The sequence below is a fragment of the Iningainema tapete BLCC-T55 genome (genome assembly GCF_014698965.1).
In the GTDB taxonomy this organism is placed as follows: Bacteria; Cyanobacteriota; Cyanobacteriia; order Cyanobacteriales; family Nostocaceae; genus Iningainema; species Iningainema tapete.
On record NZ_JACXAE010000061.1, the window covers coordinates 74205 to 94972 of the forward strand.

The window sequence follows — 20768 nt, forward strand, 5'->3', positions numbered from 1 at the left end:
AACAGACACATTAGTTTCCTTTGAATTAAAAGATGTTTTGATTCCGGCACAGTCAGCTGTAGCCAACGTCAGTGTGAGCTTAGACTACAAAGCCGGAGTAGACAATACTCAGTTCCGCAATATCTTACCTGTGGCTGAGTTTGTCGAAGATAAGCTGACGAATTCTCGAAATCCGAATGACTTCTATGAAGTCATTAACAGAAATGTATCTGAGCAGACTTTCTCTGATTTAGGATTGTCCTCTGTTCTGGACTCCTTGACTATTACATTGGGTGTGGCACCCAATTCAAACATTCCTTTCTCCTTTACTAATACAGTAACCATTACTCCAGACGGGATTACTCAATTGCACGGGAATCATGTACTTGAACTTAACAGTGTGATTGCTGAGATCTAACTTAGAATTGATCACAATTTGATATTCCTGTAGGTCTTGGTTGAAGTTTAAACCAAGACCTACTTCCTAGCTCACTTCTTTTACCTTAATTGGATAATCTCAGTCAATTTGCGATCTTTGTGGTACATATGCAATTTGCGCAAAGTTAATTTGATCCGGCGGTTATGATTTTGAACCAGGTTTTATGAAGTTGATTAAAGCAACTTCCAACCCAGTACCAACGATTTTTGCAGAAACAACAATTAATCCCAAGCTAATTACAGCAGTAGCCACAGAGCGCTTAAGCGCGAATCATCGTTTGATTTTCTATCTGTGAATCGCAACTTAATCTAGGAGCAGAATTAATCTGGGAAATATTGACGTAAGTAGGCAATCAATAGTTTTTTGGTTTCAGTCAGAACCTGATGTTGGAAATGATGATCGCGAGTCAGCGAGAGAATTTCCATGGCACTGGCGACTTCAACACTTACCGTTGCCAACAACTCTCTTTGACTTTGATCCAGCACCGGATTACGGGCTGCAAAAAAGGCGGATAATTGCTGTGCAATCTCCTGATTAAACGCCGTGTCCATTGCCAGAATCTCCGTAGACACAAGGCGAGATTGCACAAATACAGATCGGAAGGGAGGATTTGCTGTCACAAATTGATCAAAGGCATCCACCACTAGACTAATGTAAGCTTCGAGCGCCATTTGCGTGGTTTCGTCAGTATGAAGGGTTGAAAACAGTTCTCTAAGTTGGTTGAGATAGCGATCGACCAACGCATGAAAGACCGCCACCTTGTCTGGGAAAAAACGGTAGAGTCCTCCAACAGAGGTATTTGCTCGCGCTGCGATTTCATCGGTTGTTACAGATTCGTAGCCAATCTGGGCAAACAACTCAGCCGCCGCATCCAAAATTCGATTAAATCGCTCCCGGCTTCGCGCTTGTTTCGGTAAGCGCCACAACGGTTCTTGATGGGGTACTTCAGCCATAACTTAAATTTCTCTTGACAAACGCGAGGTTTTTCTCGTATATTTTAAATACGAGGTTAATCTCGCATTTACCACTTATAGCACTTTTGACGGAGAAATCTATGCAAACTGCAACCAAATCGGTCATGACTGGAAGTCATGATCAGCAAATCTCATACGGATTTTTCGTTTTACTCAGCTTTCTCATCTGGCTGATTGCAACATTGATTCTGCGACTGTGGGGACACACCTTTTTCATCCCCAGTAATAGCCTACTCATGAGCCTTAATTTTCTATGGTCGCTTTCTTTCTGGCCACTAATCGTTTATGGCATCTTTCGTTGGCAGAAGGTACAGCCTCAACAGCGCAGGGATGTTGCGATTTGTCTGGCAATTCCTGGAATGCTGCTCGATGTTCTAACTACGTACTTCTTTGCGCAGGTGTTCCCCAATATGTCGCCTTGGGCAGATGGTCCGTATGGAGCATGGCTGCTTTGGGGATATGCAATCTTGTTGCTAACTGGAGTCATCACGAGTCAAAGCGGACTTCGCAAGCATGTTTGAGGAAATATCTACCTGCTGAGCGTACTTTTGTGCCTTCACAAGGCATACCCACGGCAGCGCTTCCACTCAGGTTCTTTCACCTCGAAGAATGCGTTGCGCTGCCGATTCAATTCTTAGCATTGTCCCAACCATTTCTTCAGTCATTGTTCTCTATGTTACTCAAGGTTTTCTACGCGATTCTCTGTGTATTCGGAACCATTCTTCCCTACACGCCATTTGTTTCTTGGTTATCCGACAACGGACTCAATCTTCCCTTGGCTTTCCTTGAGGTTTCCCAATCTCGAATGAGTGCGTTCGCGTGGTTCGACGTATTACTCTCTGCCTGCACGTTGCTCATATTCGTTATTTCTGAAGGAAACCGCCATTCAATTCGGCACTGGTGGATGCCGATCATTGCAACATTGACTGTTGGAGTCTCTCTCGGTTTGCCCCTTTTCCTGCTACTGCGTGAGATCCAGTTAAATCAATCCACGAAACCTGCTTAACACAGCGCTGGGCGATCGCTGCTTGCAAACAAAGGTTGCTAGAACTATCACTCAGGGAGTTGGTATTGAGATTATGAGTGACACAATAAGGATAAGTAGGCGATCGCCCTAGTCGCATTTAATGAGAGAAGACCAAATAAAAACCGATGCAACGCTTATGTACCATATGAACCCCACGAGTTTGTTCTCCGGTAGAGCAACAGATTATGCTCTGTATCGACCAAGCTATCCAGCAGAGGCAATTACTACCATCCTAGAAGGACTTGACCACCCATCACAGTTAGTTGCAGCAGATATTGGCGCAGGAACAGGTATCGGTTCGCGGTTGTTAGGCGATCGCAAAGTAAAAGTCTTTGCCATTGAGCCAAATGCCGATATGAGACTGGCGGCAACTGGACACCCAATGGTAGAATTCCTCTGTGCGACAGCAGAAGTGACAGGTCTAAGTAATGCGTCGATTGACTTAGTGAGTTGTTTTCAATCTTTTCATTGGTTTAATCCAACCTCGTTATTAGAGTTTCGCCGTATCTTAAAGTCATCTGGACGGCTTGCTCTTGTTTGGGGTATATGGGATGAGGACGACCCATTTACTAAAGAATTGGGACGCTTAGTTTTCCAAGCGTCAAATAATATTGCTGGATTACCAACTCGTGAGTCGATGGTAAGTACACTTTTGGAAAGTCCCTACTTCCAGAAAGTCCGCCAAACAAATGTTCCGTATCAGCAATGGTTAGAGTTGCCGGGATTGATTGGTCTTGCCCAAAGCCAAGGGTTTGTCCCACTATCAGGGGGAGAACAACAACAGCTTGTCGCCCAATTGCAAAAGCTACATTCCCAGGCGGCTGATAGTAGCGGCAAAGTTTGTGTTGTCTACCGTACCGATATTTACCTTGCTGAACCAACAGCAATCAGCCTAGAACTTCAGTTCTAGGACGCCAGACGCCTAGTAGCGGGAAACCCGGATGCAGCGCTGGCTCCTTATAGCTCAAGTCCGTTAAAACCGACTAAATCGTTGATTTTCAGTTTGTTTTAACGGACTTGAGCTATGAGCCATGTACTTGAGTACATGGCGATCGTGTATGGAATGAAATAGCCCTAGAATCCAGGCGATAATTAAGGTACTGAGTGTACCTGAGATGAACGCACCGAGAAAAATATCGATACCAAAAAAGAAGGCGATCGCCAACCCCGGTAAAACTGCATGAGCAATTACATCTCCCAGTAACCGTGAGGGCGATACTTACCAAAAAATGCTAATTGCTAATACAAGAACTATTGTTGAAGGGCTAGGAGGTAAATACACAGCTTTTAACGGTATAAATTAATGTATTAACTACGTAAGTTACAAGGCATAAATAGAAGATTGTAGTAAGCGCTTCAGCGCTTAAAATCTTTGTCTTGAGCGCTGAAGCGCTCACTACAAAAATAAACAAACGTAAACGTGTATTTTATGTTTAATTTCACCTACTCACGTAGTTGCCCTTTAGCGTGCTTAGCGCAACGGACAGATTCTTTTGGAAGGAAACCCTCCTCCAAACTGTCCTCAACTACGTACCTTTTTTAATGAACTGCTACTACAATATTACTTTTTTTTACAAAAATACAAAATGGTCTTGATAATGATTATTATTATACCAGACAATTGGGTTGCATTTTACCCTGATACTCAATAAAGGAACGATAAATGTCATTGAATATAAGTGAAAAACTGATGGAGCAGAGCTACAAAGCAAGTCAGGTAAACAACGCAGATATGTCTGCCACCATCAGAAATTCGTTACCTTTTGAAGAGGATGTATGTCTAATCGAAGGTGAACAGGCAATACCTGTGAATCAACTGCCGCAGTCTTGGCAGAACATTTATGCTGGGAAGTCTAACACAAAGCTTTCAGATCCAGAAGCATACGTGAAGATGGCACAACTTTTTCTTCACAAAATGTCTCGTGGTGATCTTGACTTATTCAATGAATCTCAATTTCAGCACAGTAAGCCAGCTTTTTGTGAAATACTCGGCAATCTTGCCTGGGAAACTCTGAAGTTTTATGGAGAAGATTTTGATGTCAATAGGTATCCAAATTTTGATTTGATTGAGAAGGAATGCTTGGAACAGGAAGATTACGCTGAACGGAAGAAAATTATCGAAATTGGCAAAGCACTGTTTGCAGAATTTGGATATGATCTTCCTGCTTCTTTTTATCACGTACACCTTGCGCCTATATATAGAGAAGAAGTTTCTGAAGTTCGCGCATTAAGATTCTCTGAAGAGGACAAAAAAAATGCTCGTGCTTGGGATGCTTCTTTACATGGACAAAAAGTGTTTCCCATCCAACTCATGGTACAAAGCATCTCTTCGCAGCACGGATTTTTCCAAGAACATGGTTGTGGGTGTAACCACGCAATGGCAAGGGTGGGCGCTACTGATACCTCTTTTGAGTACCAAATTCGTCCCAACATGCGCACTACTTGGATGAGGGATTTTATTTGGACTGTATGGTATGAGTACGCCTTCTATAAATTCGTGCCAGTTACTCGTTTCTTAGTAGGTTAAACAAGATCCCCGACTTGTTCAAGAAGTCGGGGATCTTGAGAGGAGAATAAATTCCATCTATCTTCAGCTGCGAATAAAATTGATGAAGAAATCGTTACAAAGCATAATAGAATAATATTATTCAAAAATAAGTATTTTTGCTCATCACCATGAAAGAGTTTGAATTTCCGTGGCTGACAGCGATAGTTATGCTGCCACTCGTTGCTTCTATGCTCATCCCCCTGCTGCCGGATAAAGATGGCAAGCGCTTGCGATGGTATGCCCTTGGTGTCGGTATCGCTGACTTTGTTTTAATGTGCTACACCTTTTGGCAACATTACGATCCGAGCAGCGCGACTTTTCAACTTGTGGAGAAATATGCTTGGTTGCCTCAAATCGGTTTAAGCTGGGCAGTTTCAGTCGATGGAATATCTGCCCCGCTCGTACTGCTGGCTGGATTTGTGACAACACTTTCGATGTTTGCAGCATGGCAAGTTAATCAGAAGCCGCGTCTGTTTTATTTCCTGATGCTGGTGCTGTATGCTGCCCAAATCGGGGTGTTCGTCGCTCAAGATTTACTATTATTCTTTATTATGTGGGAACTGGAGTTAGTTCCAGTATACCTACTCGTATCCATTTGGGGGGGTCAAAAACGACGTTACGCGGCGACAAAATTTTTGCTGTACACTGCGGCTGCTTCCATATTTATTTTAGTGGCAGGGTTGGCAATGGCTTTGTGGGGCGATAACATGACATTTGATATCGTCGAACTTGGTGCAAAGAATTACCCCTTAGCTTTAGAACTACTGCTTTACGCCGGATTACTAATTGCCTTTGGTGTTAAGTTGGCTATTTTCCCTCTACACACTTGGTTGCCCGACGCCCACGGAGAAGCTTCTGCTCCTGTATCGATGATTTTGGCAGGTGTACTACTAAAAATGGGTGGATATGGATTAATTCGCCTCAATTTAGAGTTACTCGATCATGCTCATGTTTACTTTGCACCATTGCTGGCAACTCTGGGTGTAATCAATATTATCTATGGCGCTTTGAACTCACTTGCCCAAACTAACATGAAGCGTCGCCTCGCCTATTCATCTGTTTCTCACATGGGATTTGTGTTGCTGGGTATTGCCTCCTTCACCGACGTGGGTGTTAGTGGTGCAATGCTGCAAATGCTCTCGCACGGTTTGATTGCCGCAATGTTGTTCTTCTTAGCTGGTGTTACTTACGATCGCACTCATACAATGGCAATGGAAAATATGGGAGGTATTGCTCAGGTGATGCCCAAAGTATTTGCCTTGTTTACTGCAGGTGCGATGGCATCACTGGCTCTCCCTGGTATGAGCGGCTTTGTCAGCGAACTTCAAGTCTTTGTTGGTGTGACTACTAGCGACATCTATAGCTCAACTTTCTGCACCGTAATGGTATTCTTAGCTGCAGTGGGAGTCATCCTCACACCAATATATCTGCTATCCATGCTGCGACAGGTATTTTATGGCACTGGTGCAGAACTAAAGTGTGACATTAACAATGCAGCTAGTGAAAACCAGGAAGATGAGGGTGCGGTTTGCTTTGGTACAGACTGTCTCCTACCTAATCAAGCAGTTTATCGAGACGCTCAGCCGCGTGAAGTATTTATCGCTGCATGCTTTTTGGTGCTGATTATTGGTATCGGCGTCTATCCCAAAGTAGCTCAGCAGATGTATGATGTGAAGACTGTGGCTGTCAACACTCAGGTGCGTCAATCCTACGTTCAAGTTGCGCAAGAAAATCCTCAAGTATATGCACATAGATTCTTCTTTCCCAAATCTGTCCCCGCTGAAGTAGCAACTGTTCCGGGCATTACCTTTGATAATCATCCCTAAACTATGGCAGTCAAACCAATTATCTCCCATCCTGATTCTTTATTAAGACAACGCTCAACTAAAGTTGAAGAATTTGATCTAGAGTTTCAAACTTTAGTTGATGATTTGATTGATACAATGCTGGAGCATAAGTCGATGGGTTTATCTGCTCCGCAAATAGGAGAATTAAAAAGGGTTTTTGTGATCAATTTAAAACGCATTTCTGGTGATAAGACAGGGGAGATTAAATCTGAGGATATCTTGTGCGTTGTTAATCCAGCAATAGTATACCAAAAATATCTGATTGATTCAGAGGAGGGATGCCTTAGCATTCAAGAGCAGCGTGGGATTGTCAAGCGATTTAATCAAGTCATGCTTTCAGCTTTTGATAGAGAAAATCGTGCTTTTTCCCTCATGGCTGATGGGATGTTATCTATTGTTATCCAACATGAAATTGACCATCTCAATGGCATTCTTTTAATAGATAAACTCCTGCCTTTGTCTGCTGTTGAAGTTAGGTAAGTGGTAGCGATTGTCTTTTCACCCCTGCTTACCTACCTCGTTCCCAGTCTCCGACTCCCTCGTCCCTCGTCCCTCGTTCCCAGTCTCCGACTGGGAATGCCTTTTGAGAGGCTCCGCCTCGCTTTCTTGCGGCAGAGCCGCTCTGGCTATCATTTCCAGGTAGAACCTGGAAACGAGATTTTAGAAAGTTCAACTTACGAAGCTAAACGGTTGAGTTTTCACTATCTCGCGTTGTCGCTGCAATCTGTGTTGCCACCTGAGTACTCTTGCCCATCGCTCCTCAGGAGAACTTAATTTTTGCGCGAGAATGCGATCGCAAATTTGCCCTGCGATTCCTTCTACTTGCGCAAATACATCCAGAGGATTCCTACCATAGATAGAGGGCAGAAAAGGAATCTTCCCAACTATGCTGGCTGAGTGTTTGGACTCGAATGCCTCCACTTCTGGAAAGTGATTGAGACACTTATTTAAAACATACACCACTGGAATCCCCAACTCTTCGTCAATAGCGCGTATATCTTCGGAAATTGCCACCGAGTCAGGTGTTGCCTCAACTACTACAACTACCACATCAGCACCTATTGGCAAACCAAATCGTCCTGAATCCTCTCCACCACCGCAATCGAGAACCACAACCCCATTTGTACACAGTGCCAACCAAGCTTTCAACGGGTTAAGTGTTGCATGAGAACAACGGCTGGAGTATAGTTCTTCCATCCGCAGCGCAATGGTTCCCACTGACATCAGCGCAAGTTCATCAGTGACAGTTTTTACATACTTCTTGGTGAAAGAGTCTTTTGGAGAAATGGAGAATTTTTTGACTCGATCAAACGGAGTGCCGTAGAATTCTCGGTAAGTTTGCTCTGAACTCAGTCCCTGAAACTCATAAAAGTCCTTCTCAGCCTCAGTAATCAGCGGAATTTCCTGAAGTTCCTTTTCTCCATAGCTAAGATAGTGAGAACTAAGATAGCGCGAAAGCGATCTGTTCGGATCTGCATCCGCGACAATCATTGCCACTCCCAATCTCTGCAATGATTGGATCAAACTGAGCGAAACAAAAGTTTTTCCTGTCCCTCCTTTGCCCATCAAAGCAATCACAAGTTCACCATGCGGTACATCAACCTTACTAGCAGCCATTTGAATTCAATCTCAATGTATAAAAATTATCTTCACGAAGATGATAATCATTATTTACCATTTTTGTCACTTCATTCCCGTTTCAGGTGAAACTTCTGGACAAGATGATTAAAATGATTATCTTTATCATTAATTCTCAGTATACGCAAGATACCCGGAAAAAAAGTGCCTCAACTTACTAAGCCCTATTCAAAGAATCGATCACATATGCTAGAATTAAAATCCAATGGCCAAGAACTAAGCTTAATTACAGTCGTGGAAGCAAAGATTGTGGCTTTGATTCGGGTTTCTCAAGTTGAGTTGGCTGCCAATTTAGGTGTGTCTTATGATAGTGTCAACTCCTGGGAGTAGGAATTGTGGCTCAAGAATCGACACCAGTCTCTGAATTCAGCTTCGTCAACGAGAGTGAGATGGGGGAACTCATCAGAACATTTGATTGGGCGACAACACCGGTGGGGAAAGTAGAAGGTTGGTCGTATAGCTTAAGAACAGCAATAAGCATCTGCCTGGAATCGGCTTTTCCCATGTTGATTTGTTGGGGAACAGAGTTGGTACAGTTCTACAACGACGCCTATATACCAATTTTAGGGATAAAACATCCGCAAGCATTGGGGCAAAGATTCAGGGATTGCTGGTCAGAAGTCTGGGAAACGCTTGAACCTATCTTTACAAGTGTTCGGGAGACGGGCAAAGCGGTCAAGTCCGAGGATACGCGGTTCATTATTCGTCGCTACGGCTACGACGAGGAAACGTATTTCTCGGTTTCCTACAGTGCCATTCGCAATGAAGTCGGTCAAATAGGCGGAGTTCTTTGTACGGTATCAGAGACAACACAAAAGGTTTTGGGCGATCGCCGTCTACGCACGTTACGTGAACTGGCAGTCAACACTACAGAGGCGCGAACCCTTCAAGCGGCAGGGCAAGTAGCAATTAATACCTTAACCAGCAATCGCGCCGATATCCCATTTGCCCTGTTGTATCTGCTCAACAGTCAGCAGATTGCCCAACGCTTGTGTGAAACCGGACTAGGAGCATCTCCCCTAAATTTAGCCACCGTCGATTGTCGTCAGAATATAGGTGGATGGGCATTTGCCCAAGTGATGCAGACGGGGCAGCCGCAATTAGTGAGTAATTTGCGCTCCGATGGGAGTAATGCACTCTCACAACCGGAATTACCCAATACTGCTCTAATTCTGCCGATCGCTGCCCAAACGCAAGCGGGCATGAGCGGATTTTTAGTGGTAGGTATAAGTCCTTACCTAGAGTTGAGTTCGGAATATCGCGATTTTTTAGAACTCGTTGCAGGGCAGGTTGCTACCGCCCTCACTAATGCCCGTGCTTATGAAGAAGAACGCAAGCGGGTAGAAGCACTGGCAGAACTAGATCGGGCAAAAACAACTTTTTTCAGCAACGTCAGCCACGAATTTCGTACACCACTCACGCTGATGCTGTCTCCACTAGAGGAGACATTAACTGAATTAGAGGGAATTATACCAGCAAAAGCGCGATCGCAATTAGAAATGGTGCAGCGCAATGGAAAACGCCTGCTCAAGCTCGTTAATACTCTATTAGATTTTTCACGCATTGAAGCCAGACGTACCGTAGCATGTTATGAGCCAACTGATTTAGCCACGTATACCGCAGAATTGGCAAGTATTTTTCGGTCAGCAGTTGAGCAAGCAGGACTGCAATTAAGCGTGGATTGTCCGCCAATGCCCGTACCCGTTTACGTGGATCGCGAAATGTGGGAGAAGATTGTGTTGAATCTGCTCTCAAATGCATTTAAGTTCACCTTTGAGGGAGAAATTGCGGTTTCTGTACACCAAATTGGTGAGCAGGTAGAACTGGTAGTGCGCGACACTGGCACTGGCATTGCAGCAGAAGAAATTCCTCGGTTATTTGAGCGGTTTCATCGAGTCGCGGGTGCGCGAGGACGCACCTTTGAGGGAACAGGCATTGGGCTATCGCTGGTTCAGGAATTAGTCCATCTGCATGGTGGAGCGATCGCCGTTGACAGTACACTAGGTCAGGGCAGTACCTTCACCGTCCGGTTACCGACTGGAACGGCTCACTTGCCGCTTGAGCGTCTCAAAGCCAACCGCACCCAAACTTCCACCGCTTCAGGTGCAATTTCTTATGTTGAGGAAGCTTTAGGTTGGCTACCAGAAGAGAGCAGGGGGAGAAGAGAAGCAGGGGGAGTTAATTCCTCCCCAGCCTCCCCAGCCTCCCCAGCCTCCTCTGCCCGAATTCTGCTGGTAGATGACAATGCTGATATGCGGGATTATTTGCAACGCATCCTCAGCCAGTTCTATGAAGTGGAAGTGGTTGCAGATGGTGAAACTGCACTCTTGTGCGTGCAAGAGAACACGCCAGATTTGATACTCACCGATGTGATGATGCCAGGAATAGATGGCTTTGAGTTATTGCGACAGTTACGTTGCGATCCGAAAACTCGCGCTCTGCCAATTCTGTTACTGTCTGCCCGTGCAGGAGAAGAATCGGCAGTCGAAGGACTGGAAGCAGGAGCTGATGATTATTTGGTGAAGCCATTTAGCACTCGCGAACTGCTTGCCCGTGTTGCCGCTAATTTGGAACTCGGACGAACGCGCCAAGATGCGCAACGCAAACAAGCAGAAGTTGTTTTGCGTAAATCTGAGGAACGACTGCAGCAGGCAATGGCGATCGAAACGGTAGGGGTAATTTTCTTCAAAATTGACGGCAGTATTATCGATTCCAACAACGCTTTTCTCCACATGAGCGGCTACAGTCGTGAGGATTTTGAGCAAGGAAGGGTGCGGTGGGACAAAATGACACCGCCTGAGTGGATGCCGCATTCTCTGCAAGCGGTTGAGGAGTTTATATCAAAAGGATACACAACTCCTTATGAAAAGGAATACATCCGCAAAGACGGCTCACGCTGGTGGGCACTGTTTGCTGCAACACGCCTCAACGACGAAGAAGGCGTGGAATTTATCATTGACATCACCGAGCGCAAACAAGTTGAAGAAGCCTTGCGCCGATCTGAGGAACGCTATCGAACTTTGTTTGAGTCCATTGACGAAGGCTTTTGTGTCATCGAAATGCTGTTTGATGAAAACGACATGCCGCTCGATTACCGCTTTTTGGAAATCAATCCGGCGTTTGAGCAACAAACGGGACTCAAGCAGGCAGAGGGTAAAACGGCGCTTCAGCTAGTTCCGAATCTCGAAGAGCATTGGTTTGAGATTTACGGCAAAGTCGCGCTGACAGGTGAATCTCTGCGCTTTGAGAATGGCTCCCAAGAGATGAACCGTTGGTTCGACGTTTATGCATTTCGTATTGGGCAGCCGGAAAGCCGAAAAGTTGCCATACTTTTCAAAGATATCACCGAACGCAAGCGCATTGAAGCCGAACGAGAACAAATCCTGCAACGAGAACAAACCGCACGGGAAGCCGCCGAAAATGCCAACCGCATCAAAGATGAGTTTTTGGCAGTACTGTCTCACGAGTTGCGAACGCCCCTTAACCCGATCTTGGGTTGGACTAGTTTGCTTCGCAACGGTAAATTGGATGCCGCAAAAACTGCTTATGCGGTGGAAACCATTGAGCGCAACGCCAAGCTACAGGTACAACTGATTGAGGATTTGCTTGATATCTCTCGCATTCTACGCGGCAAACTGAGTTTGAATGTGATGCCTGTGGATCTGGGTGCAGTGATAAGAGCCGCCTTAGAAACCGTTCGATTAGCAGCAGTTGCCAAGTCACTGCAAATTCAAACGACAATTTCACCTACGGTTGGAACGATCGCCGGAGATGCAGGGCGGTTACAGCAGGTGGTGTGGAATCTTTTATCGAATGCAGTCAAATTCACTCCGAATGGGGGTCAGATTATTGTAACATTAACAATAGCTGAAACTCATGCCCAAATTCAAGTGACCGATACAGGAAAAGGCATTGATCCGGAATTTGTGCCTTATATTTTTGAACACTTTCGGCAAGAAGATGGAGCAACAACCCGCAAATTTGGTGGATTGGGATTGGGACTTGCTATTGCTCGGCAAATTGTCGAACTGCATGGAGGCACAGTTCAAGCTGAAAGTCCTGGTGTTGGAAAAGGGGCAACATTCACCGTCAAATTGCCGTTGTTAAGAAATGAAGATCCCACGATGAGAGATGAACAGATTCATGCATCGTTGACGCTTCCTGCCTTACCGCTCTCGAATGTTCAGGTGCTTGTAGTTGACGATGAAATAGATACTCGTGAGTTAATTGCTTTTATTTTAGAACAAGCAGGGGCAAGCGTCACCTCTGTGCCGTCGGCAAGAGCAGCATTGGAGGTTCTTGCGCACCTCAAACCCGACGTGCTAGTTAGTGACGTGGGAATGCCAGAAATGGATGGCTATATGCTCATGCAACAAATTCGGGCAATGTCACAAGGTTTGCAGATTCCCGCAATTGCTCTTACTGCCTATGCCGGGGAAAGCGATCAAAATCAGGCATTAGCAGCCGGATTTCAACAGCATGTTTCTAAACCAATCGACCCAGAAATGCTTGTAGCGGCGATCGCTGGTTTAATCGTTAAGGATAGCACTGCTGTTAAGATCAGCTAAAATATGGCTTAATTCAATCTGTTATACTATGCTAAAATTTTTATAAAATTACAATGTCATACAGCGATTTTAAAACTCTTGATAAAGCAATTAATGATTTGAATCTTACTCTTCAAGAAAGTCATAACCTATTTGCTCAAGTTACTCCAATTCAACCGTCTGAACGATTGAAAGAAACTTTGGCAGAAACCCTAGAGTTAGCTACTAATATCAGTACTGAAAAGGCAAGGTCTGAATTAATTATCACTCCGATTCTTCTAGAAGTTAGAAGAATTTTCCAAAGCAAAATTGGTTATTTCTCAGGAATTTCATTTAACGTAGATGAAAGTAGAGGACTCAATGGTGTATGTGATTTTATTCTGAGCGCTTCAGAAAATCAGTTGTTAATTACTGCCCCAGTCATTACAGTGGTTGAAGCCAAAGACAATGACATTAAGCTGGGTTTAGGACAATGCGTAGCTGAAATGGTAGCAGCTCAAATATTTAACGAGCGCAAAGGACTATTACAGACAATATATGGGGTAGTCTCAACTGGCACTCTGTGGAAGTTTTTAACACTCGAAGCACAAATCCTCACAATTGACAGAAGTGAATACTTCATTGCACGACTCGAAGAAATTCTGGGAATTTTAGCGACACCATTTAGGAGAAGCTAAAATATGACTTAACTCAATCAAGCTCAAATCAAATTTAGGTATAAAAAATGACTATCAGTCTAAATTTACCGCCAGAGTTAGAAAGTGAACTTAGTACCGAAGCCTCTCAACTAAACCTACCGCTGTCCGAATATATTCTACGTATCCTGTCTAAGAGACAAGTTTTAGAAAATCCACCACAAACTGGAGCAGAATTAGTCACATACTGGCAAAGCGTTGGTGTGATAGGTTCACGAACTGATATTGCCGACAGTCAAGTACACGCTCGTCAGTTGCGACATGATGCTCAAAGACGCTCTTAGACAGGTATGACTAATGTATCTATTAGATACTGATATTTTAATTGACATCCAACGCGGTCATCCTCCTGCTTTGGCTTGGTTTACCAGTTTGCCCGAACTACCTAGCATTCCTGGCTTTGTCGTCATGGAACTTATTCAAGACGCTCAGAATATGCAACAAGTTAATAAGGCTCTCAAACTTGTTGCTCCATTACCTGTAGTCTGGGCTACCGAGGCTGATTGCGCTCGTGCTTTATCAGACTTTACAACCTATCATCTTTCAAATAGTTTGGGTTTGCTTGATGCATTAATTGGTGCTTGTGCTGTTGGGCAAGGTGCAAAACTTTGTACTTTTAATGTCAAACATTATCGAGTTATACCTGGTTTGGTTACAGTACAGCCTTATGTGCGTTGAAAGAATTAGCGTCAGCTCTTACAGATAAAATTTTAAGGTTTTAGGTCAGCATTAAGCAATGGTTTCCCAACAAGATAGGAAAGTAAGAGGTTGGAAACTTCCTGCTCAAACTGGCTATCAATCACAAAGTCTGGATGCTCAATGACGGCTGAATGACATAACGATTCAACAGTGCGCCCTAAAATGAAAACCGTCATTTCCAGATTTGAGGGATGAATGCGCGAGTTCCATCGTTCAAGATAAGCCCGCAACAATCCGGCAATTCTTTCTTCCGCCTGCTGCATTTGCTGCAATCGTTCTGAACGTGGAATTTCCTCATTCAACACCTGATGTAGTCGTGGATTGATGGCATGAGCAGCAATCACGGCTCTAATCAGTTCCGGAATTGCTATCTCTAGCGGAGTTCCTGTCCAAGATAATCTCACCAATCCTCAAAAAACATCCATCTGTTCAGATGCGCTTTTTTGATTCCGAAGCCTTTTCGGGTCGTTTTACTGATGTGCTAATGTGGGAGACAGCCGAAGTTCAGGAATATCAGTTTCTGGTTGAGAGGCTGAGAGAAACGCTTTTCTGGGGAACATATTTTGAAATTGTTGAGATTATTCCTGCCATTGAGAACGCTTATGCTAACTACTATGGAGTCGCGCCTATCTCTGGCTGACAACCGAGGCACGCAACGCAGCATCACAACCCTGTTGGAACGGAGTGCCGAGTGCGATGAGACAAATCGCCTGATTGACTGACAAAATATTTCACGTAGGTTGGGTTTCGCTCTGCTCAACCCAACATTCACTCATGTTTCGCGTTGGGTTACTCTGCTTTAAGCCGCCCTGCGGGCGTCTACGTGCCTCAAACGCTCCTATGCCGTGATAGTGGGAAACCCGGATGCAGCGCTGGCTCCTCAACCTACGATTTTTCTATGATTTTTCAGGGTTTTCAGGAGTTTTGTCAGTCAACTAGGGCAAATCGCTTTCCGATCGGAAAAAGTTATGTAATTATGTTTTCAAGACGCAGCAACCATTGGTTAAAATGTTGACATTGCTGACGGATGGAATCCAGCCCAATATCAATAGCAAGTAGTGAACCATGCAATGGTTTGTCATATCCATCACAACTATTGTGAATTCGTTTTGAGGGTGCTGTTAGTGGGTTGTCGTTAATATGTTCAGGTGAAGGAAAGCCGTTACGTTCAGCTTGCAAAATACTGACCGCACTTTCACCAAACCATGCAAAAAAAACCTGTGGATTGCTGTACAGAAGCCCTTCAAACTCGTCTCCCACCCAGGACGTTTTTCTTCCAAAGCTCACCCAGGCTATAGTCCAATAGCCACTCCTCCAACTCGTGCCTCACCAATCTGCGAAGAGATGATTTCCCCTCATTACGGTCTACTACAATTACATCAAAAGCATCAAATTCGTTGAGTAGTTCCACTGACTGGGTTGAAACAATCACTTGTTTTTTGACAGTACGTATCAATGATGCCAAGATGGTGATGGCATACGGATGAAGACCCAGTTCTGGCTCATCAACGAGAATTGTCTCAGGCTGAAGGTCTTCAGGTTGCAGGAAAACGGTTGCCAAACACATGAAACGCAGCGTGCCATCCGAAAGCAGATGTGCTTTGAACGGAACATCCTGCCCCTGCTCGAACCATTCTAGTTCAATTACTTCCTTGTTTTGTGGAGAAGGACGCAGGTAAAAGTCGCCAAAGAACGGGGTAACAAGCCGGATAGTTTTGACAATTTTCTCATAGGATGCTCGGTAGCGATCGCGCAACAGATAAAGGAAGGATGCAAGATTACGTGCATCTGTCCGCAGGTAAGCGTTATCATTGATACCGTGCGGTTGTTTTATATAAGCACTGTCGCTGGTGTCATGAAAATGGTAAACTCGCCATTGCTGCATGGTAGACAAAACGTACTTGTCAATACCTGTCTCAGTACCACTTAAAGCCTGTGTCTCAAAATGCCCCCTACCTATTTCATGCTCACCAGTCATGTTCGACCAAAAGGACTCAAGAGCGAACATCAAGCGATTATCCTGGGTTGGTTCTAATGTGGCGAAGTACCCTTTATTACCGAAGTATAATTGAAACTCTAGTTGTTGGGTTGTTTTACGCCCAAAATACAATAGTACATCGGGACCACCCTGACGGCTAACAAAAACTTGCAAGTTCTGCTCAAGCAACTGCCCAACCATGCGGAAGAAGCTTGTAAAATTGGATTTTCCAGCGCCGTTAGCTCCAATCAAAATGTTAACTCTGGAGAGTTCAAGGTCACAGCAGGCGATCGATTTGAAGCATGCTTAAAACTATTCTCGACAGTTGTTTGTTACCATTCGTCCCCGTCATGGAATCTCCCGGTACCATGCTTTTTATCTATACTACTTTCGTGTCTTATGCCCGGACAATAGTAACAGAACGTCCATTTTTTGTAGTTGTAACTTGAGTATTCAAGCGCTCTTCTATAGGTAAAGCTTTAGAGCGTAAATCGAAAATCACCAACCAACCAAAATTTACTCCCAACCGCGCCAAATAAGAATCTAATTGTTCAATACCTGATTCCATTGGATCGCCTCTTTTATCTCGCCAAGCCTTCAACTCAATCCCTAACGTTACATTCCCATATCTCAAACACAAATCCATGCGATCACGTCCAATGGCATATTCCCGTTCTAAAGTTCCACCCCCGTTAACCACACGATGTAAAAATGCCATTAGTACCAAGTGCGGTGCAATCTCATGGTAATAAGCGCTACCTAGTAATGGCTCCCCATGCTGCCGCCAGAACACCAAAAACGCCTGCAACAAAGCATCCGTATCTAACTTACCATCAGTAGTTAACCAAGTAGGTGCTATTTGAGGCAATGAAGCCATCGGTGTCACAGTTAATACTCTGGGTAAAACCTCGCGGTAAATGGGATTGGCGATAGCCAGTCCTCCCAAAGGGTCTTTTTTGCACAAACCCAAGTCGATGACAAACTGGATATCATCATTCGGTACATCTCCAAGTTCCAACCCTGCTAAAATTGGTTCAATAATTGCTTTGACTCTCGGTTCTCGTAGTCGTTCGGCAAGGGAATCAAGATGGGTATCCTGTCTTTCGATCAAGATTTCTTTTGCAGAGTTAATATGTTCGGATGTAATAGCTACCTTTGTATCTGTCACCATCTCTTCGACAATTTCTTTGGCAAGCGCATTTACCAACCAAGGTTGTCCTTGAGTCAAATAAAATGCTGTCTGAATCGCCTCTGGCGTAAAAACTTGTCCCATATCTTCAGTATGCTGTTGGTATAAATTACCTACCTCCGACTCATTAAAATCCCTCAAGGTTAGAGAGCGGACTTTGATATTAAAGGGACTTGCTGTATTCAATCGGTTGCTACCTCCAGAAGCAACCTTATAATCGCGCACATCCCGCAAGCCAATTAATCCGACGCTGATGGGAAAGTCTTGGGGACGAACGAGATAGCCATCACGTAACTGTCGCAAAACTGAAATCAGCGCTTCATTCTGTAACGAGTCAATTTCATCAATAAACAGCACTAATGGTCGCTTTTGCGCTTGCGCCCAAGCCTGTAAAGCAGCTTGAATTCGTCGTCCTGGCTGTGCTTCCTCCCAGTGATCGGGAGGTTGTAAATCCGGGGGTAAATATAACATAGCACGCGATCGCCAAGCATCAAGAATAGCAAGTTCAGCAGTCTCTGGGCGATCGCTAAAAGGGCTTCCTACTTCCGCAGATACCGTGACTGCCGTATAGCGTCCGCTGTCTGTAAGTTGTTTCGCCAGCGCCAGCATTGCGGTGGTTTTGCCTGTTTGACGCGGTGCATGAATGACGAAATAGCTTTCTTGGGCAATTATCCGCTCCAAGTTAGGCAACCGAACCGTGGGCGGTAGCATATAATGAATATCCGCTTTACAAGGACCTGCGGTATTAAACCAACGAGACATAGGGATATGAAGTGCGATCGCTCTGCATCAAGTTTAACAGTAGTTCGCTATTCACAAAAGAAGCTGTACGTTTGCGTCAGCACCGCATTAATACAGTAACTATTTGTGAAACAGATATTGCTTATTTTTGAAATACATATTACTCTAAAAGTGAAATGGAGGTATCAAAGTTGAGTTGGATGGTTTTCTCTTACTCTCTCCCTTCCAAGTCGTCTTCTAGTCCTCGTGTTGCACTGTGGCGACGATTGCGACGACTGGGAGCCATCTCTCTCAAAGGCGGGATTAACGTCCTGCCTGCTCGTGATGAGTGTGTTGAATCGTTCCAATGGCTGGCACAGGAAGTGCAACAGGCAAAGGGCGAAGCACTGGTTATGCGGGTAGAGCGATTTGAGGGATTGGCAGATGAGGAAATCATTGAACTATTTCGTACTGCTCGTAGCGAAGAGTATCAGGAGGTGGAAACTCAAGCAATTGAACTGGAAAAAGCTATCAATCCAAACATAAGCCTCGAAGAGCGTAGCAGTATGCTAGAAACCTTAGAAAAGCTGCGGAGACAACAAAGCGAGATTGCCCGCGTGGACTTCTTTGACTGTCCTGATGGACCACGTATTACATCTCATCTGAACCGGATTGCTCAAGCACTCTCCCCTAGCACCTCTATGGTAATGGAGATTCCACGCACAGCGATCGCGGAGTACCAAAACAAGCATTGGGTAACTAGACCCCGACCCTATGTAGACCGCCTAGCCTGCATCTGGCTCATCCGCAAATTCATCAATGCGAATGCTGTAATTCGCTACTCCCATTCGGCTGTACCGGATGAAATCGCTTTTGAAATGAAAGAGGCTCAATTTGAACACTGTGGCAATCTTTGTACCTTTGAGGTGATGGTAAGAGCTTTCGATTTAGAGGACTCACCGATGCAAGTTATTGGGGAAATTGTTCACGAAATCGATTTGCGAGATGGGCTGTTTGCACGCCCTGAAACCGCTGGAGTAGAAGTTGTACTACGGGGGTGGTTACTGGCAAATCTTTCTGACACTGAACTGGAGTCTAAAGGAGTTGCTTTGTTTGAAGGACTGTACACTGCTTTTTCTCACGGGCAACGCCTCCGGGTTGAAGATAGCTCATCTCAAGCTTCAGAGGAATTAAAATCATGAGTGCAAAACAGCAGTCTAAGCTCACCAGTCTTTGTCTGGTCGGGTTTTTGGCTCGTGCCTCTTACGCCCTAGCTCGTACTCCCGTCTTGGCACTGTTTGCTGCCAGTTTGGGAGCACAACCAGAGGCAATCGGTTTCGCTGTTGCTATCTCCACTGTCACTGGCATCTTCTTTAAAATGCCAGCCGGAGTCGTTTCGGATGTTGTGGGTAAAACGCGGACGCTTTTCGTGGGACTTTTAGTGTTTGCCCTAGTGCCTTTTGCCTACTTACTAGTATCTTCATATCAAGCCTTGATTGTGGTGCGCTTCCTACATGGCTTTGCTACAGCAATTTACGGACCTGTAGCGATGGCTGTAGTCGTTAGCATTGCTAAAGACAGACGAGCAGAAATGCTGTCGTGGTTCTCATCTGTCACCATCATGGGCAATTTGATTGGAGCGCCGTTGGGTGGGTTTTTGCTGACTCAGCTAGCAGGAAGTGGCACACCTAGCCTGGTCCACTTCCATATTATCTATGGCGTGGTTGCAGCCTTGGGTACAGCTTCGTTGGCGATCGCTTTGTTGGTGCTAATAGACCAATGGGAAGAACCATCTGAACAAAAGCGCACACTCAGCGCAGTTTGGAGAAAGTTTAAAACGGGTATTCGAGAAATCTTGATGGACAGACGGGTATTGCTTTCCAGCAATATGGAAGGAGTGCAAAACCTTTCAGTTGGAGCCTTGGAAGCTTTCTTACCCATATACGCTGTCAAGATTTGCGGATTTAGTGCCTTTCAAGCGGGGATGCTGTGGGGCGTACAAATTCTGGTAACAACCTTTTCTAAACCATTGATGGGTAGGTTGTCAGACAGGAGAGGGCGATTACCCCTAATATTTTGGGGAATGTTTGCTTGTGCAATCCCCTTTGCCCTCATTCCCTGGTTTCAAAACTATGCCGTCTTACTAGTTTTAGCTGCGGTGTTTGGCATTGGAGAGGCGATTGTCACTTCAGGAACCGCAGCATTGGTAGCAGACTTTTGCAGTGAAAGTAACTTAGGTTCGGCAATGGGTACCTTTGGAACCATTTTTGATGTCGGACACGCAGCAGGTCCCTTATTAGCAGGTGTATTAATTAGTTGGTCAGGCGGTGAAGATTTCCGCCTTTCTTTTGCCTTAATATCAGGACTTTTGATTGCAGCAGCACTAGCTTTTCGGATTGGTGTCAGGCAGGAACCCGTTCGCAGCTAACGATAGAAAAAATGTAGTGATTTAGCGCTGCTAAAACACTAGTTCAACCAAAAGAAGTTA

24 protein-coding genes are annotated in these 20768 nt (G+C 44.8%); 16 read left to right on the plus strand and 8 right to left on the minus strand.

The genetic code is table 11. The annotated features are described in order from the left end of the window. On the plus strand, nt 1-397 hold a 397-nt coding region (locus ICL16_RS18075), incomplete at its 5' end, for a hypothetical protein (protein ID WP_202895601.1). A 184-nt stretch (nt 398-581) separates the two neighbouring features. Beyond that, the gene (locus tag ICL16_RS46840) at nt 582-713 is read left to right on the plus strand and encodes a hypothetical protein (RefSeq protein WP_273038944.1); all 132 of its coding nucleotides are present in this window, start codon (nt 582-584) and stop codon (nt 711-713) included. 25 nt (nt 714-738) lie between these two features. Here the strand turns inward: ICL16_RS46840 and ICL16_RS18080 are convergent, their stop codons facing one another. Continuing rightward, nucleotides 739-1371 (minus strand): TetR/AcrR family transcriptional regulator, encoded by a 633-nt coding sequence (locus ICL16_RS18080; protein WP_190830274.1) that lies wholly within the window; start codon nt 1369-1371, stop codon nt 739-741. Nucleotides 1372-1496: 125 nt separating this feature from the next. Between ICL16_RS18080 and ICL16_RS18085 the strand changes: the two genes are divergently transcribed. Together ICL16_RS18085 and ICL16_RS47720 are read left to right on the plus strand one after the other, a co-directional pair. After that, complete coding sequence (locus ICL16_RS18085) at nt 1497-1913, plus strand: DUF5367 domain-containing protein (RefSeq protein ID WP_190830276.1); 417 nt, start codon at nt 1497-1499, stop codon at nt 1911-1913. A 152-nt stretch (nt 1914-2065) separates the two neighbouring features. Next, on the plus strand, nt 2066-2398 hold the full coding sequence (locus ICL16_RS47720) for a DUF2834 domain-containing protein (protein WP_190830381.1): 333 nt from the start codon (nt 2066-2068) through the stop codon (nt 2396-2398). On the opposite strand, the gene ICL16_RS18095 is transcribed toward ICL16_RS47720, so the two are convergent. Further along, the gene (locus tag ICL16_RS18095) at nt 2304-2516 is read right to left on the minus strand and encodes a hypothetical protein (RefSeq protein WP_190830390.1); all 213 of its coding nucleotides are present in this window, start codon (nt 2514-2516) and stop codon (nt 2304-2306) included. The genes ICL16_RS47720 and ICL16_RS18095 overlap by 95 nt on opposite strands. Before the next feature lie 48 nt (nt 2517-2564). Between ICL16_RS18095 and ICL16_RS18100 the strand changes: the two genes are divergently transcribed. Continuing rightward, the gene (locus ICL16_RS18100) at nt 2565-3329 is read left to right on the plus strand and encodes a class I SAM-dependent methyltransferase (protein ID WP_190830278.1); all 765 of its coding nucleotides are present in this window, start codon (nt 2565-2567) and stop codon (nt 3327-3329) included. A gap of 63 nt (nt 3330-3392) precedes the next feature. On the opposite strand, the gene ICL16_RS47725 is transcribed toward ICL16_RS18100, so the two are convergent. Then, nucleotides 3393-3584 carry a hypothetical protein gene (locus tag ICL16_RS47725; protein WP_420485286.1) on the minus strand — a complete coding sequence of 64 codons (192 nt, stop codon included), beginning with the start codon at nt 3582-3584 and terminating at the stop codon, nt 3393-3395. Between the two features lie 498 nt (nt 3585-4082). Here ICL16_RS47725 and ICL16_RS18110 point away from each other — a divergent pair, with 498 nt between their 5' ends. From ICL16_RS18110 to def, 3 genes are all read left to right on the plus strand, one after another. After that, nucleotides 4083-4946 (plus strand): hypothetical protein, encoded by an 864-nt coding sequence (locus ICL16_RS18110; protein WP_238360822.1) that lies wholly within the window; start codon nt 4083-4085, stop codon nt 4944-4946. A gap of 149 nt (nt 4947-5095) precedes the next feature. Further along, the gene (locus tag ICL16_RS18115; protein WP_190830280.1) at nt 5096-6793 is read left to right on the plus strand and encodes an NAD(P)H-quinone oxidoreductase subunit 4; all 1698 of its coding nucleotides are present in this window, start codon (nt 5096-5098) and stop codon (nt 6791-6793) included. A gap of 3 nt (nt 6794-6796) precedes the next feature. Next, entirely contained in the window at nt 6797-7294 is a 498-nt protein-coding gene (gene def / locus ICL16_RS18120; protein WP_190830282.1) for a peptide deformylase, read from the plus strand. Between the two features lie 189 nt (nt 7295-7483). Here the strand turns inward: def and ICL16_RS18125 are convergent, their stop codons facing one another. Next, entirely contained in the window at nt 7484-8431 is a 948-nt protein-coding gene (locus ICL16_RS18125; RefSeq protein WP_190830284.1) for a nucleotide-binding protein, read from the minus strand. Between the two features lie 207 nt (nt 8432-8638). Between ICL16_RS18125 and ICL16_RS18130 the strand changes: the two genes are divergently transcribed. The 5 genes from ICL16_RS18130 to ICL16_RS18150 are packed head-to-tail and all read left to right on the plus strand — an operon-like array spanning nt 8639 to nt 14372. Continuing rightward, a complete protein-coding gene (locus ICL16_RS18130) occupies nt 8639-8782 on the plus strand; it encodes a hypothetical protein (RefSeq protein ID WP_190830286.1) in 144 nt (47 codons plus the stop codon). Nucleotides 8783-8841: 59 nt separating this feature from the next. Next, on the plus strand, nt 8842-13020 hold the full coding sequence (locus tag ICL16_RS18135; protein ID WP_190830385.1) for an ATP-binding protein: 4179 nt from the start codon (nt 8842-8844) through the stop codon (nt 13018-13020). Between the two features lie 53 nt (nt 13021-13073). After that, on the plus strand, nt 13074-13676 hold the full coding sequence (locus tag ICL16_RS18140; protein WP_190830288.1) for a hypothetical protein: 603 nt from the start codon (nt 13074-13076) through the stop codon (nt 13674-13676). 47 nt (nt 13677-13723) lie between these two features. Continuing rightward, the gene (locus ICL16_RS18145) at nt 13724-13978 is read left to right on the plus strand and encodes a hypothetical protein (protein WP_190830291.1); all 255 of its coding nucleotides are present in this window, start codon (nt 13724-13726) and stop codon (nt 13976-13978) included. 13 nt (nt 13979-13991) lie between these two features. Further along, on the plus strand, nt 13992-14372 hold the full coding sequence (locus ICL16_RS18150; protein ID WP_190830293.1) for a PIN domain-containing protein: 381 nt from the start codon (nt 13992-13994) through the stop codon (nt 14370-14372). A gap of 32 nt (nt 14373-14404) precedes the next feature. On the opposite strand, the gene ICL16_RS18155 is transcribed toward ICL16_RS18150, so the two are convergent. Then, on the minus strand, nt 14405-14797 hold the full coding sequence (locus ICL16_RS18155) for a hypothetical protein (RefSeq protein WP_202895603.1): 393 nt from the start codon (nt 14795-14797) through the stop codon (nt 14405-14407). 29 nt (nt 14798-14826) lie between these two features. Between ICL16_RS18155 and ICL16_RS47730 the strand changes: the two genes are divergently transcribed. Continuing rightward, the gene (locus tag ICL16_RS47730; RefSeq protein ID WP_420485287.1) at nt 14827-15033 is read left to right on the plus strand and encodes a darcynin family protein; all 207 of its coding nucleotides are present in this window, start codon (nt 14827-14829) and stop codon (nt 15031-15033) included. A gap of 326 nt (nt 15034-15359) precedes the next feature. Here ICL16_RS47730 and ICL16_RS18165 read toward each other — a convergent pair whose 3' ends face one another. From ICL16_RS18165 to ICL16_RS18175, 3 genes are all read right to left on the minus strand, one after another. Beyond that, nucleotides 15360-15653: a DUF4276 family protein gene (locus ICL16_RS18165; RefSeq protein WP_337907068.1), complete on the minus strand. Its 294-nt coding sequence runs from the start codon at nt 15651-15653 to the stop codon at nt 15360-15362. Beyond that, nucleotides 15637-16623: an AAA family ATPase gene (locus tag ICL16_RS18170; protein ID WP_238360823.1), complete on the minus strand. Its 987-nt coding sequence runs from the start codon at nt 16621-16623 to the stop codon at nt 15637-15639. Before ICL16_RS18170 ends, ICL16_RS18165 begins: the two co-directional genes overlap by 17 nt. Nucleotides 16624-16768: 145 nt before the next feature. Next, nucleotides 16769-18322 (minus strand): AAA family ATPase, encoded by a 1554-nt coding sequence (locus ICL16_RS18175; RefSeq protein WP_190830299.1) that lies wholly within the window; start codon nt 18320-18322, stop codon nt 16769-16771. A 155-nt stretch (nt 18323-18477) separates the two neighbouring features. Between ICL16_RS18175 and ICL16_RS18180 the strand changes: the two genes are divergently transcribed. Both ICL16_RS18180 and ICL16_RS18185 read left to right on the plus strand, forming a co-directional pair. Continuing rightward, the gene (locus tag ICL16_RS18180) at nt 18478-19482 is read left to right on the plus strand and encodes a chromate resistance protein ChrB domain-containing protein (RefSeq protein WP_238360824.1); all 1005 of its coding nucleotides are present in this window, start codon (nt 18478-18480) and stop codon (nt 19480-19482) included. Next, nucleotides 19479-20708 carry an MFS transporter gene (locus ICL16_RS18185; RefSeq protein WP_190830303.1) on the plus strand — a complete coding sequence of 410 codons (1230 nt, stop codon included), beginning with the start codon at nt 19479-19481 and terminating at the stop codon, nt 20706-20708. Before ICL16_RS18180 ends, ICL16_RS18185 begins: the two co-directional genes overlap by 4 nt. Nucleotides 20709-20768: the final 60 nt, after the last annotated feature.